The organism is Mucilaginibacter sp. SMC90 (genome assembly GCF_022811725.1).
Lineage (GTDB): Bacteria > Bacteroidota > Bacteroidia > Sphingobacteriales > Sphingobacteriaceae > Mucilaginibacter.
This window is the reverse complement of record NZ_CP094527.1, coordinates 4,619,186-4,635,259: the sequence shown is the minus strand read 5'-3', so window position 1 is coordinate 4,635,259 and position 16,074 is coordinate 4,619,186. Positions and strand designations below refer to the sequence as shown.

6 protein-coding genes are annotated in these 16,074 nt (G+C 42.5%); 3 read left to right on the top strand and 3 right to left on the bottom strand.

Annotated elements, in window-relative coordinates; genetic code table 11:
* Positions 1-21 precede the first annotated feature (21 nt).
* A complete protein-coding gene (locus tag MTO98_RS19540) occupies positions 22-2,778 on the bottom strand; it encodes a glycoside hydrolase family 2 TIM barrel-domain containing protein (RefSeq protein WP_243480635.1) in 2,757 nt (918 codons plus the stop codon).
* 240 nt (positions 2,779-3,018) lie between these two features.
* Positions 3,019-6,219 carry a glycoside hydrolase family 2 TIM barrel-domain containing protein gene (locus MTO98_RS19535; RefSeq protein ID WP_243480633.1) on the bottom strand — a complete coding sequence of 1,067 codons (3,201 nt, stop codon included), beginning with the start codon at positions 6,217-6,219 and terminating at the stop codon, positions 3,019-3,021.
* A gap of 336 nt (positions 6,220-6,555) precedes the next feature.
* Here MTO98_RS19535 and MTO98_RS19530 point away from each other — a divergent pair, with 336 nt between their 5' ends.
* The 3 genes from MTO98_RS19530 to MTO98_RS19520 all read left to right on the top strand — a co-directional run bounded on the left by MTO98_RS19530 (position 6,556) and on the right by MTO98_RS19520 (position 14,593).
* Complete coding sequence (locus MTO98_RS19530) at positions 6,556-10,713, top strand: response regulator (RefSeq protein WP_243480631.1); 4,158 nt, start codon at positions 6,556-6,558, stop codon at positions 10,711-10,713.
* 114 nt (positions 10,714-10,827) lie between these two features.
* Positions 10,828-12,984, top strand: a complete 2,157-nt coding sequence (locus tag MTO98_RS19525; RefSeq protein ID WP_243480629.1) for a GH92 family glycosyl hydrolase — start codon at positions 10,828-10,830, stop codon at positions 12,982-12,984.
* Between the two features lie 88 nt (positions 12,985-13,072).
* A complete protein-coding gene (locus tag MTO98_RS19520; protein WP_243480628.1) occupies positions 13,073-14,593 on the top strand; it encodes a glycoside hydrolase family 43 protein in 1,521 nt (506 codons plus the stop codon).
* Positions 14,594-14,854: 261 nt separating this feature from the next.
* Here MTO98_RS19520 and MTO98_RS19515 read toward each other — a convergent pair whose 3' ends face one another.
* On the bottom strand, positions 14,855-15,838 hold the full coding sequence (locus MTO98_RS19515; protein WP_243480626.1) for a family 43 glycosylhydrolase: 984 nt from the start codon (positions 15,836-15,838) through the stop codon (positions 14,855-14,857).
* Between the last annotated feature and the right edge of the window lie 236 nt (positions 15,839-16,074).

Genomic DNA, 16,074 nt, shown 5'->3' with positions numbered 1-16,074 from the left:
GATTGGTTTAGTGTTTGATGATCAATGTTTAAAATCAAACCATAGCGTACCGTTTACCGGTTCGCCGCTGGCATGATTGGTTTGGCTTTGTGGCCCCATCACTTTAGCAGCCTGAAACTTGGTGCCGATTGGGCTTATAGCGTTTAAAAAACCGATACTGCCTTCAGGAAAAGCCGGTTCAACATTATTGTTTTCGAGGGCAGCCTGTTCCCTTGCCGGGTGCAGCATTTGCAGGTAGATGTTTTTATCGGTCGTATAAACTGTAAAAGGTGATTCTTTATTTTCGATAACCGCCCAGTTAAGTTCAGAATGATAACCCTTAAATTCGGGATAGTCCCAGGTTTGGCCGGTAATGGTATTATTATATGCCTTGTGCCATACACCAAATTGTTGTCCTTTAAGCCTGTTTTTCCAAACACGGTAAGGGCCGCGGCCAAGCCATTTCATCCCGGTGATCTTTTCCTCAGGATAATTAAAAGTGATACCCATAAAATCTGCGTCGCCCTTTTGAGTATATTGATATTCCAGTTTTGCAGGCTGGCCCGGGGTGAAGGTCCATTTTACATGCAGGGTTGCCGCACCATCATAATCGGCTTCAACAATATGCCCGCCTTTAATGGCCTTATTGGTAAACTGTTTTAATGATGTATTTACACCCGCCAAAACAGGACCGCCTGATAATGAAACGGTACCTGAAGGTTTAACCACTTTTTGAATATAGCCGGTAGCTTTATCGAAATAATAAGTGATACCATCACATACAACCTGAAGCTGCTGACCAACTTCATTGATTTTTATTGCAGATTTAGCAGGGGATGAGACTATTTTGTTAATAGCCGCAGGTGTTTTTAATGCCCAGCTCCAGGTAAAGATCTCCTTTTTATCCGGCCCGTAAGCGGTAAGATACAGCGCATCACTTTTGGCCCACGATGTTGGCAGATTCAAATTGAGCACACCTTTTTCACCGGGCTTAAGATCAAATTTTGCCATTGAGCCGGCTGCGCTTACAATTGCAGCCGTGGTTTTGGCACTGGCCGATGGAAATTTAACCAGCTGCCATTTAAAAGTACATTGGTTAAGATTAGTAAAGCTATACCTGTTTTCAACCGGGATCTTTCCGTTAAAAGTTTTATCAACGGGCTGCGGATCAATATACACCGGCGACCAGATCTCTTTAATGGCATAGAAACTACCTTCTTTTTCGCGGTGCGGGCCAACTATACCGTCTGGAGCGTGGTTGCCATCGGCATCATAAGTGTTGTTTTTATCGGTACGGATAACTGCCTCATCTAAAAATGCCCAGATGAAACCGCCTGCGCCATGGGGGTGTTTCACCATTTGTGCCCAAAAATCATCAAGTGCGGCACCTGCACCACCATCATACAAACCGTGCATAAACTCAGTAGGGAAAAATACTTCCTGCCCCTTTGCAGCCGCGTTAACCATATAATTATAATCAGGATAATGCTTGGTATCTGTGCCGTTAAACTTTTCCCAGGGATGGATCACCGTACGTTTTTGCGGATCATACAGGCCATAGTCATTATCCAGCGCCCGGTTAAAGCCGCCTTCATTACCATTGTCCCAAAACAGGATAGCCGGGTGGTTTACATCACGCAGCACCAGTTCTTTAACCAGTTTATGGCCGGTTTCTGTATCATAGTTGGCCTGCCAGCCGGTAAGTTCATCAAGTACATAAATACCCAGCGAATCACATACATCTAAAAAATCAGCATCGGGTGGGTAGTGCGACATACGTACCGCGTTCATGTTCATCTGCTTCATCAGCTTAACATCCATTAATTGGATCTCATGACTTAGCGTACGACCGGTTTCAGGCCAAAAACTATGACGATCGCTGCCTTTCATCACAATCTTGGCACCGTTTACATACAATCCATCGTTAACCCTCAACTCAACCGTGCGGAAACCAAATTTTTGCTTAATGCTGTGTATAACACTTTGTTTGTTTTTGATCGCTACGATAACCTGGTACAGGTTAGGAAACTCGGCGCTCCATAATAAGGGCTTATTAAAATTCGATTTTAGTTCGAGATGCTCGGCTGTAGTGTTTGCTTTTATACTGAAGGGCTGGCCTACTTTTTCGCCGTTTAGTTTTTGAACCTGTGCTTCAATGGTTTCATCGCCTTTTAAATTTTGCGAGTATATGTCGGCCTGAAAGGAGCCATCGGCTTTGGCATTTATGGCAAGCCTTTCAATAAAAGTTTCGGGTACAATTTCCAGGTACACCGGGCGGTAAATCCCCCCGAAAACCCAAAAATCGCTGTTGCGGCGTTCAGCATCGTTTACCGATGCATTTGCCGATGTTTTATCAACAGTAACTTCGAGCAGGTTTTGGGCGTTTGGTTTTATTAAGCCGGTTATATCATATTTGAAGCGGTAAAAGCTGCCCTGGTGTACCGGGCCGGCTTGTTTACCGTTCACCGTTACTTTGGTATCGGTCATTGAGCCTTCAAAAACGATGAACACCTTTTTGTTTTGCCAGTTGCCGGCGGTAAATTCATGTTTGTATAAACCCTGCTCGTTGGCTTTAACTTTATCGTGCCCGTAGTTGTAGGTGCCGAAACCCTGTAATTCCCAGTTGGATGGCACCGCGATTTTTGTCCACTGCCCGCTTTTTCGCCCTTCGGTGCAAAAAAAATCCCATTGTATGGTATGATCCTTATCGGTGCCGGATAGGTATTTAACAATGGTTTGCTGTCCAAACGAGTTGAAGCACGTTGTTATGAACAATAATTGCAGAAATACTTTTTTCATTACTGGTTATTTGTGCCCGTTATTGAGGCTGATGATAAAATTTTAATTGGTTGTTTTACAGCGGTATTTTAAATCTGTTAACAAGATTACTCAACCTTAAAATGCAAAAGAAGAATATGCCCAATTAAAACTATGCAATCGTTTCCGGAAGGGGATTTAAGCCCAAAACCTTAAGTTCTGAGCTCAAAGAATTAACTTCGGACTCAGAACTTAAGACAATTGACTTCACAACAAAGCTCTTTACTTTTTATCAAACAACTGAATCTGGTAGCTGAATGATGTAGGTTTTGCATAAACCCGGTATTGTTCCAGTGGTTTAGGGCCGCAGCCATTTGAACCTACACCCAAAGTTTTATGGCTGATGCATAACACTGTGCCTTTGCTTTTCGGCAGATCGATTTTGTACTCTACGTCGGTCATTTCCTCATCACTATAGGGCAATGCTGTTACCTGGAAAAGCTCATTTTCCTGCTTTACGGCTATGCCAGAGCCTTTAGCCGTAAACACTTTAGCCCAGCGCACATCCTCGTGGTTACCGCAGTCCATTGGTTTTTCATATGGAGTCATTTGTTGAACAATATTACTTGCGTAGTGGCCAACATCAAAACCACTTTTCCTATCGGCGTAGTTTTCCATCGGGCCGCGACCAAAGTATTCAAATTGGTTAAGATCTGATTTGAGGAACAAACGTACTCCTAAGCGGCCAAGCACTATTTTGTCACTACCATTGAAGCTCACATTGTTGTTTACTTTAATATTACCATTGCCATCTATGGTATAAACAGCCTGGTGATGAACCACAAATTCGCGCTTTCCGGTGCCTGTAAGGTTCACTTTTATTTCTATTTGGCCGGTAGCAAGTTGGGTAGCTTTTACGTCGTCTGTTTTCCAGGCCAATTCCTTTAAGCCGTATTTAACCCAATAATCGTCATAAGCCCACATATCATCTTTACGGTGCGGCGCGCGCCATAAATGCAGCATTGGGCCGCCATTATCCTGTAATACGTTTTCTCCGTCCTTTTCCATTTTCGAGAAAGTGCCTTTAGCCTTGTCAAACTCAAGACTGAAGCCCGGGCCTTTCACTTTAATGTCATTGCCGCCATCGGCAAAAGTTAATTTACCCGTTGCTGGTTGTTCTTTAGCAGCAGGGGTGGCTATTGGTAATTCCAATTGTTGTGTAGCAACTTCAAAGCCTTTTTTTGCCCACATATTATCGGCAGCCTGATCAAACGAAACCTTCAGGAAATATTCGGCTCCGGGTTTAGGAGTAACATTGTATGGGATTTTTACATCTTGTTCATTACCCGGTTTTATTTCTGGCAGGGCCAGGTTGCCTGATGATACAGGGGTGCCGTTTTCGCTCACTTCCCATTTGGCGGTAAAGCTATTAAGGGTAATGAATTGGTAGCGGTTTTTAATGGTAACGATGCCGTTTTTCAGATCTTTAGCATGTATGCTGATCCACTGGTAGGCATGTTTCAACTCAGGGTAGTGAGGTTTCAATGAACGATCAGAGAACACAACGCCTTTATGGATAAAGTACTGATCATTTGGATACTCCCCAAAGCCGCCGCCAAAAGCCGTTATCGGGTGTTTCGGGTCGCGGTTGTTGTAAATCCCCTGATCTTGCCACTCCCAGATAGCGCCGCCTAAAAGCTGCGGATATTTATCGAACAAATCGTTGTAAATATCCACCGAACCCATGGAGTTGAACATGGCGTGCGCATATTCGCACAGATAAAATGGCTTGGTTAACGTATTATCGTTAGCATGTTTTTCAAGGTTTTCAACGTCGGTATACATTTCGCTGTCCATATCGGCAGGGTTGTTTTTACCGATACCGAAACCCTGGTAGTGTGTAGGGCGGGTAGAGTCGATATCTTTGATCACTTTCAGGATAGCCCTGAAGTTTGAGCCGCCGCTGCCGCACTCGTTACCCAAGCTCCAGATAATAACCGAAGGATGGTTTTTGAAGTTCTCTACATTGGCTACGTTCCTGTCAATTAGTGCAGCTTTGATCCTTGGCTCTTCATTAAACTCGTCCCAGGCACCGTGGCTTTCCAAATTGGCTTCGGCAACAAGGTAAATACCATACTGGTCGCAGAGCTCGTACCAGAGCGGATCATCTGAGTAGTGACAGGTACGCACGTGATTACAGTTAGCCTGCTTGATCAATACGATATCCCTGATCATTTGTTCTTCAGTAACCGCGTGGCCATCATTTGGCCAGTTTTCGTGGCGGTTTACGCCTTTCAGCTTAATAGGCACACCATTAACGAGGAACAGGCGGCCTTTGATTTCAATGCTTCTGAAACCTGTACGGGATGACAGGGTTTCAACGGCGTTAGCGCCATCATTGATTTTAACTACAGTTGTGTAAAGCTTTGGTGTTTCTGCCGTCCATTTTTGAGGGTTATTTACATGGAAACTGGTTTCAACTGTTACTTCTTCGCCTGGTTTAAGTGCTGGGATAGCCTTTTTTGCAGTTGCTCCCGGTACAGGTACACTGCCGTTGTATAAAACCACATCCAGTACGCGTGCTTTAACCGCAGCGGTGCCGTAATTTTTTATTTTAGTTGATACCTGAACATCGGCATTTTTATACTGTTTGTCAAGATTGGTTTTTACAAAATAATCCCTTATATGTTCCTGCGGACTGCTCCAAAGGGTTACATTTCTGAAAATGCCGCTTAAGCGCCACATATCCTGGTCTTCCAGATAACTGCCTGTAGTAAAACGATATACCTCGACAGCCAATGTGTTTTTGCCCGGTTTTATGTATTTGGTAAGGTCAAACTCAGCAGCATTACGGCTGTTTACGCTATAGCCCACCTTTTTTCCATTTACCCAGATAAAGAAACCGGCATCAACACCATCAAAAGTGATAAAAATACGGCGACCGCTCCACTGCGCAGGTACCGTAAAATCGCGGCGATAGCTGCCCACCGGATTGCGTTCTTTGAAAGCTGTATATTTTTCAGGAGGGGTGCTCATCACCCTTGGAAAATCTTTTTGAAAGATATAAGTGAAGTTGCTGTAGTAGGGGGTGCCATAGCCTTCAACCTGCCAGTTAGACGGTACTTTGATGTCCTTCCATTTAGATACATCGTAATCGGGTTTATAAAAGTTAACAGGGCGTTTTTGCGGCCAGTCTACCCAGTTAAATTTCCAAAGGCCATTCAGGCTCCGGCTAAATGATGAGGCGTGGCGATTTGCTGTCAACGCCTCTTTCAATGAGCCATAAGGCATCAGGGTGGCATGGCTGGCTTCTTTGTTTATGCCGATGTTTTCAGGGTCTTCAATTTCTTTCGGAACGGAGGCTGTATCGGTTGGGGATAACCTGCTTCCGGCAGGTGCCTGAAAACCGGAGCTTATGTTATAACTGGAAATAAAAATAACGATCAATAAAATAATCTTTTTCTTGAATAGGGTTTTACTCATAAGTATTTATAATTTTTGAAAAATTGGGATAGGTTTAAATGTATATTTCAAATACAAAGAACTATAAAATTTGTAGCTGCAAATTGTCATACTGTACATATTTATTGGCATGTTGTACATTTTGGTCTCCCGGCATTAAATTATCCGGTATATAAGATTCATTTTTGCCGGCAATATAGTATAGGGCATACGGGGCTTTAACAGGCTATGATTTAGCCCGGTATTATACACCAGTTATTAAAACCGACACTGCCCTTTTGCAGTAACAGCAATTAAATTAAAACAGGTAAATGTGCCTTTAGTATTTTTATAAGCTAAAACCGAACATAAGCATCAATGACTATCAAAAACCTCTATTGGTTAACCAGGCACATTTTCATAAAGGTGTTATTTGTTTTTATACTCTTACCTTGTTTTATTACCGTTGCCCGCGCCCAGCCCTATCCTTATAAATTCAATTATCTTACTGTAGATGAAGCCCTGTCGCACACCGATGCCAATTACATTGCGCAAGACAAGCAGGGCTATATATGGGTAGCTACTTTTTTTGGCCTCGACAGGTATGATGGTTACTCGGTTAAAAAGTTTTACAACAGTAATGTACCACTCAATAATGCTTTTAAAAACAGGCTGATTTCCCTTTATCCCGATGACCAGGGCAATATTTGGCTTTGTACCGAAGGAGGTTTGCAATGCTTTAACACCCGGCAGGAAAAGTATATTGATTTTTCCGAAACCGCGCCACAGAATACCAGCTTTCAAAAGGTAATTAAGCCAGCCGGCGATTTCCTTTATGTTTATACAGGCAGCCAATTAAAGTTATTCAGGGTTAAGGGAAATATCATTGAAGCTCAAAAACTAAATGTGCCTGCTGGTATCCACGTTACTGATATTGTAATGGATAAAAACGGGATACTCTATTTATCTGGCAATATGGGGATCTGGCAGCTTGATAAAGATCACGTACCGCAAAAATTGGATATCAATGGTCTCGGCACAGAAGAGCTTTCGCATGTGTTTGTTGATAATAGGAATAACCTGATTGTTTCGGCAAAGAACAAGTTATTTCTGGTTGATAAGAAGGGCGGCAAATTTGCAACAGGCAGGCAGTTTGTTTGTACCGGTTATTCAGATATTAGGGGAGTTGTACGTAGTAGCCACGGAGATTATTGGATAAATGTGCCAAGCGCAGTATTGCGGCTTGATGGCAACCTCAATTTTATTCAAACTGTAAATGACAAAAGCTCCCCTCATGGTTTAAACTCAAACTCGCTGGGCAAGATCTTTATTGACCGTACAGATTGCCTATGGATCTGCACTTTTGGGGGCGGCGTTAATTATTGCGATTTAAATGAAAAGCTGTTTTACACCATTCAACATAATCCCGAGGAAGCAAATTCATTGGCTGGTAACCATATCCGGTCGGTACTGGCTAATGGCGATGATATTTGGATAGGCACAACCGCCAACGGGCTTAACCGGTACAATTTAAAGACGCAAAAATTCAGCTATTATAATACATACAATTCTGCGATAAAGCTGAAGAGTGACGCTGTGACCGCTTTAATGCTTGATAATGAGCGTAACCTGTGGATAGGCAGCTCGATCGGGATCGATATTTTAAAACCTGACGGAACAATATGGAAGCCCGCAGGCTCTGAGAAGTTTCCCAATCACGTTATTGATTGTTTTGCAAAGGACTATTATGGCAATATTTGGTTCGGCAACCACCAGGATCATTTGGGGGTGATTTGGAAAGACGCACAAAACCACTACCAGGTAAAGTATTATGGTGAGGGTTATTTTATTTTTGCCGATAAAAACCGGCCGCAATTGCTTGTTTCAACCATACATGGTTTGAAACGGATGATTATTGACCGGGAAGGAAATGTCATTAATAGTTTTTCCTATAACGCATCATTTTCAAAACCAAACTCATTAAGTTCAGATTATACTTATCCCATAGGTAAGCAAAATGACAGCACCTACTGGATAGGCACTATCGGCGGTGGTTTAAATAAATTGGTATTACGGGAAAAAGCGGATTCATATACTATAACAACCTATGCAGGCAACTATGGGATTTTTAATGATGTAGAAAGCCTGGAGGTAGATGATGCCGGAAACATATGGATGGGAGGTAACGGCCTGGAGTGTTTTAACCCTGCAACCGGCAGGCTGATCCGCTATGATAAAAATGATGGACTGCAGGGCAACAGTTTTAAAGTAGGCGCATCCTGTAAAGGAGCCGATGGCCGCTTATATTTCGGCGGAATAAAAGGACTTAATTATTTTGACCCCTCACAGATTAAAGCTAATGGTATAGCAGCGCGGCCTGTATTTACTGATATCCTGATCAATAACCAACGACCGGTTTATAACGACCAGGATTCCGGAAAAAATGCAATTCCGCAGGCTATTGGTTACTGCAATCAGTTAGCGCTCAGTTATCTGCAAAATAATTTCGTCATCGCATTTTCATCCATGCATTTTGCCAATCCTTTAAAATGCAGATACAGGTATAAACTTAACGGTTTTGATAAAGATTGGAAATATACTGATGGCAAAAACCCTACGGCTGCTTATAGTAATCTTGATTATGCCAGCTATAAGTTTGTGGTGGAAGCCACAAATAACGATGGTATCTGGAGTGAAAAAAATGCCGGGATGACCATTGTTATAACACCGCCATGGTGGAGATCGTTTTTTGCCAAATTGATTTATATCCTCCTGTTTCTGTCGGGTTTGGTGGGTATTTATATTTACCAGGCAAGGTGGTACCGCCTTAAACGCGAAATGGAAGTACGCGCTGTAAACGAAAATAAACGCGAAGAAATGCACCAGCAACGTGAAGAACTTTATCAACAGCAGCTAATGTTTTTTACCAACGTATCGCACGAGTTCCGTACCCCTTTAACATTAATACTTGGCCCGCTCGAAAGCCTGATCGGGCAAAACAAAAATCCGGCGCTTGATTACTCGTATCAGTTAATGTACCGGAATGCCAAGAGGCTTATGAACCTGATAAGTGAGCTGATGAACTTTAAAAAAGTAGCCGATAGTATTGTTAAGTTGCAGGTTCAGCCATTGATGATCAGTCAGTTTTGTAAAAACTTAACATGGGAGTTTCAAAATCTTGCCATAAGTAAAAGTATCAGTTTTGCGCTTAACGATTATACAGAAGCAGAAATTACAGCGGCGGATGGTGCCCCGTTTGATGTTCAGGTTCTTGAAAAAATACTTTTTAATTTGCTTAACAACTCATTTAAATATACCAACGCGGGTGGGAGCGTAGTTTTTGAAGTCTTTTTTGATATCAGTCAGTTTAAGCCGTCTTTTAATACCGGGTTTGAACTTTTGAATAAGGATCACCGCGCAAAAAAATATGTCTATTTCAGAGTAGCCGATACTGGTATAGGTATCTCCGGCGACTCTATCACCCGCATCTTCGACAGGTACTACCGGATCAGTAAAAATCACCTGGGTTCGGGGGTTGGTTTGGCGTTGGTTAAAAGTCTTACCCAATTGCACAAAGGCGATATTTATGTTTACAGCGAGCGATACAAGGGGACAGAAATTATTATAGGTATACCATGGGGTGATGAAAATTACGTTGCGACGGAAAAAGCGGCCGGCAGCGTTGTAGAAGCCCAGTTGGAGGTTATTGATAATGCCATGCTGATACAACTGCCAGATAATGAACCCGCAGAAAATCAACTCCAGGCCAAAGGTAGCAAGCATCTGCTATTGGTTGAAGACAACGAAGAATTACGCGCATTTTTAAAGCAAGCGCTTGGAAAATATTATATAGTTCATGAGGCCGAAGATGGAAAAGAAGGGTTTGAGATTGCCACTGAAAAAGTGCCCGACTTGATCATCAGCGATGTTATGATGCCGAGCATGAACGGAATTGAACTTTGTAAACGGCTTAAGGAACAATTTGAAACCAGCCATATTCCTTTCGTTATATTATCGGCAAAGGATGCTTTGGATACAAAAATTGAAGGGATGGAATCAGGAGCTGATTTTTATTTTGCCAAGCCTTTAAGCATCGATCTGTTGCTGCTTACTGTTAGCAATATATTTGAACAGGCCGAAAAGCTGAAACTACGATACACCAAAAACTACCTGTCGGAAGCTACAGAGCTTGTACACTCTGAAAAGGATAAGGAATTTTTTCAAAAGCTGATCAACGTTATTGAAGATAATATACAAGACTTGAACCTTGACGTTGATTTTTTGTGCAGGCATTTATTCATCAGCCGTACCAAGCTGTATCAAAAAATAAAAGGGATCTCAGACCAGTCTGTCGGTGAGTTTATCCGAACCATAAGGCTTAAGCGCGCTATCCAGATCATGACCCATGAGGATGTGTCCATGAATGAGGTGGCCGATAGGATAGGCCTTCAAAGCAGCTCCAATTTTTCGAGGGCATTTAAAAAGGAGTATGGCAAATCGCCCCTGCAGTTTATGCAATCGTTAAAGAAAGCCTGAATAAAGCGGTATCCTAATATTAAAAAAATGAACGGAACGTCAACAAAAATGCATAATTTGCTATGTCCCTAAATCAATTTAGCATTAATTTGTGACGCTAATTAAAACCTATCAATGAACAATCCAATTAAAACCCTGATCAGTTTAACATTATTGACTTTTTTTACGGTGAACGCGGCAAACGCGCAAACCAAGCCGGTATACACCAAATATGTAAATACCTTTATAGGTACCGCGCCGCTCAACGACCCCAAAATTCTTGGATATAAATTGCCCGATGGGTGGCGTTCATGGGCTGGGCTTACCTTTCCGGGTAGTTCATTGCCCAACGCCATGGTGCAGTTAAGCCCTATTACGGCTTATGGATCGGGCGCAGGATATCAATACGAAGACTCTGTTATTTATGGTTTCACGCATACTAATAAAGGTCACTGGAACCTTTGTAATATTCCTATTCTGCCGGTATCAAACCCGCAGGGCGGCAAATTCGGCTCCAGGTTTTCGCATAAAAAAGAAAGTTCGGCACCGGGGTTTTACCAGGTATATCTTGATGATTATAATGTTAACGTGAACCTTACATCAACCTTAAGGTGCGGCTATCATCAATATCAGTTTAAAAACAACAGCAACCGGCAAATCCTTTTTGATTTGGGTAAGGCCAACAGCAGGGTATCAACCTGGCGTATAGAGCAGGCCGGGCCTAATGCTGTACAAGGATTCCAAGGCGGCGAAAATGTTTATTTCTACGCCACGATAAACACCAAAATCAATAAACTGGAAAAAACAGAGGAAGGCCAGCGCAGCGGGTACGCTATGCTGTATCTGGCTGATGACGGTACAGGCCCCGTTGAATTGAAGATAGGCTTATCATTTGTAAGCGAAAAAAATGCTAAAGAAAACCTGGAGAAAGAGATCGGCAATAAAAGCTTTAATGCTATCCGCACCGAGGCATCACAAACCTGGGAAAAACTGTTATCTGCAATACAGGTAAAAGGCGGCACCGAAAAACAAAAACGCATGTTTTATTCATGCCTGTACCGCTCGTTCCTGTGGCCTGCCCTGCGCAGTGATGTAAACGGCGAGTTTACCGATGCCAAAAGAAACGTGGTGAAAACCGGTAACAGGTATTATACAGAGCCTTCATTATGGGATACTTACCGCAACAAAGACGTGTTATTGGGCCTGATTACGCCTGATGTAACGCTTGATGTTATTAAATCATTGAAGGATGTAGGTGATAAAACAGGCTTTATACCTACTTTTTTTCATGGTGATCACGGGGCTTCATCTATTGCCGGAGCTTATCTGAGGGGGATTGACAATTTTGATGTTGAGGGCACTTACAAACTGTTGTTAAGGAATGCCAATGTTGAAGGCGGGCCGCGTCCGTTTATCACCGAATACATAAAAAAAGGATATATCTCTGATCCGGATGTTGCTAAACCTGAGGTAGAAACCAAAGCAAAGGCGGGCGTTTCAAAAACACTTGAATATTCATACGATGATTATTCGGTAGCACAGATAGCAAAAAAATTGGGTGATACCGCTAATTACCGGATTCTGATGGCGCGATCAAAAAACTATAAGAATATGTTTGATCCGTCAACCCGGTTTATGCGCGGCAGGCTGGAAAACGGCGAATGGATCAAAAATTTTGACCCACAGCACCCGTATTATGAATACATGTACCGCGAGGCCAATGCATGGCAGGTATCCTTTTTTGCGCCGCATGATATGCCGGGCCTGATCAAGCTTTACGGTGGGCCAAAGGGCTTTGAATCAAAACTCGATTCGTTGTTTACGCTGCCATGGAACCCTAATTATATAGCCCGCAACGTGGAAACCATGATAGGACAGTACTGCCAGGGTAACCAGCCCGATCATGAAGCTCCATTTGCCTATATTTTTATCAATAAACCGGCAAAATCACAAAAGATAATTGACTATATCCTGAATAACCTTTACGGTATTGGCGATGAAGGTTTGGAACTTAGTGGTATGGACGATGCCGGCGAAATGTCGTCGTGGTATGTATTCAGCGCGTTGGGACTGTACCCGTTTTCAGCAACCGATCCTAAATACATTGTCACTGCTCCATTGTTTGATGAAGTGAAATGGACAACGAGCAATGGTAAAACCTTAACTATCAGCAAACCCGGAAAGGGGAGGGCTGTTACAGCTATACAAGTGAACGGCAAGGTAAACAGCGGCTATTTTGTTTCGCATGACCTGTTTAAAACCGGTGGTAAGATAACTATTGTTACCAGATAGTCTTTAAGTCCCTGCTATAATGTTTTAATTAACAACCTTTTAATGCGCTTTTTAAATTTTAACATTTGAAACTCCGAATAAAGCTTTAATGAAAAAGAACAACAAGATCACAGCGGTATTTTGCCTGCTATTTAACCTGTTTTCGATTACCCTGGTTGCTCAAACAACCAGTGCAATTATCCCAGGCGATTTTCCCGACCCTACAGTTATTCGCACTCCACAAGGGTATTATGCCGCAGGAACCTCGTCAGAATGGGCACCTCATTTTCCAGTTTATCACTCAACAGATCTTCTCAACTGGAAACAGGTTGGCTATGTGTTTGACAAAACCCCCGAATGGGCATCTGGCTCTTTTTGGGCACCCGAGTATTATAAAATCGGGAATACTTACTATTTGTACTATGTTGCCCGTCGCAAATCGGATAATATTTCCTGCATCGGCGTAGCCACTTCAAAATATCCGGATCATGGATTTAAAGACCATGGCGTAATCCTTGCATACGGAAGGGAGGCTATCGATCCTTTTATTTATAACGATAATGGACAGTTGTATATCACTTTCAAAGCATATGGCCTTGATAATCGCCCTATTGAATTAGTTGCTCAGAAATTGTCCGGTGATGGCTTAAAGATTTCCGGCGAATCGATATCCTTATTAAAGGACGATAAAAAGGCCGGTATGGAAGGGCAAAGCTTCTTGAAGCATGGTAAGTATTTTTATCTTTTTTACTCGGCGGGAGGTTGTTGCGGGATTGGCTGTTCTTATCATATAAAAATAGCACGTGCCACCAATTTTGCCGGCCCTTACGAAAAATATGATAATGAAGAAGTATTAAAGACAGCACCTGGCTGGAAATGCAGCGGGCATGGTACATTTGTTGAAACTTCTGATGGTAAGTGCTTTTTTGTATGTCATGCATATAATGATGAAAGTAATGTATTTACAGGCAGGCAGGGGATGTTGGCCGAACTTAAGTGGCTAGGCGGCGATCAGTGGCCCCTTATGCAGGCAGTTAATGTACCCCGTAAGCTGAATAATATACATGACTCTTTTATATCCAAAACTCCTGATATCAACTGGCAGTATGATTTTCATAGTGCTTTGCCAAATGTGAAGCAGGGTAAGGGGATGCTGTATTTGTCGGGGAAATTGATAAACAATACAAGTACTGGTATTGCATACGGAGTGAGGACGCTTTCAGCTGATTTTGAAATGTCAACAACAGTAGTCAACAATAATAATGCTGTTAAAGGTTTGTGTTTATATGGCAGTGCTAAAAACACATTGGTTTTAGGCGTTTCGGCCAATAAGGTGTGCCTTTATACAATTAAAAATGGTGTATTCAGGATGATCGACTCCGTGAAGGTAGATCCAAAGGCCGTTGTTCAGCTTAAACTTAATGTAAAAGATAAAACAGGTAAAGCATTTTATAAACAGGCTAAAGGTGAGTGGAAAGCGATAAATGGCAAGGAAGCTATTTTACTTGATTTTTTACCGCAATGGGATGCCCCGCCACGTGGAGGACTGTTTTTTAAAGGCGATACCACGGAGAATGCCAGCTTTAGCCGCTTTGATGTAATTAATAAAAATGGCGGCCTGGATAATTAAAGACAGCTTATTTTTAAATATTTAAGTTTGGGATGATATGTAGAATGAGGTGGCGCGTATTGGGGAGATGAATTTTGGGCTGACCTGAATTGCGCCTGTATCCTCAATCAACAAATTACTCTACTCCTAAAAATGAAGTTTATAAAAAGGGCGACCATGTAAAATTCATTTTTGCCTGGTCGCTTTTAGCACCCATCAATATTGCGTTACTTTTTCAATGCTATCCTTTTTTAGCTGCCCTTTGCACATGGCATAAATTAGCTACTTAATCAAATACGGGCCTTTGTTATTCCAGCCTATGGGGAGGTTTGACAGGTACCAGGTTCGTCCATTGTCATTATTTCCCTGGTAAAATAGCCAGGTTTTGCCATCTGAATCCTCAAAAATGCAGGGATGACCTGATTCGCTGCTGTTCCATTCGCCAGGCTTGCCGTTTTTAAGGAAAGGCTGGTCAGATAATCGTTTCCAGCTAATACCGTCGGTGCTTACGGCAACGCCTATTTGCTGCGGTGCATTGTTGTAGCTGCCGGCATAAAACATGTACAATTTCTTGTTTCGGGTAATGATGCTTGCGCCTTCAACACACATACCTTCCCAGGGCAATTGCGGGTAAAGGATTGATTTATCGGTTGCTTGCGTCCAGCTGTCTCGATCAAAACTGCTGTTAGTACTGGTTGTAGCCACACCTTGCTGCTGTATCCGTCCGCTTGAATCGCGGGTAGCAAAGTACAGAAAGTATCGGTTATCAAACAGATGTACTTCGGCATCTATGGCGCGGCCGTTGGTCCACCGGCCGGTTGGATGAAATATCGGGTTTGACGCGTCGCGGGTAAAATTCACTCCATCGGTAGAGATAGCATGGCAGATAGCGTCTTTAGGGCCATTACCATAGGTTTGGTAAAAAAGATGTACAGTATCGTTCCTGATGATTGCTCCCGGGGCACACAAGCCTTGTTTTTCATAAACGGCTTCCGGAGCTATTTCGCCAATGCGTTTCCAGTTAAAAAGATCGTCGCTTGCAGCAATGCCTATTTGCCATCCCTGCATTCCATCGCCATCATTTTTAACAGGCCTGTGAACGGAGTAATACATCAGGTAACGGCCTTTAAACTTAATAACCATTGGGTCTTTAGAAAATGGCCGGCCAAGAGCTGTGGTATCGCCAAATTTCATTTTAGGTTGTTGAGCTAATGCAGGCGCAATACCCAATATCAATATAAAAAGCAGGTTTACAATTGGTTTCATGTGGCAAATTTAACTTCTGCAGGTATAGTTAGGTAATGGATAAAAGCAGATAAGCTGATAATCGTAATTTAAAATCTCTTAAGCCTGCTTTTGGCAATAGCTTTTGAGATAATTGAACGCGAGGTTTACCGCAAAACAGTGGCTTGCCAACCATTATGGCAACCATGTTTTTGAAAACGTTGCCGCAGATAAGTTACTATTGGCAGGCAGTTTATGCGCTTAAATTATGCCTGGCT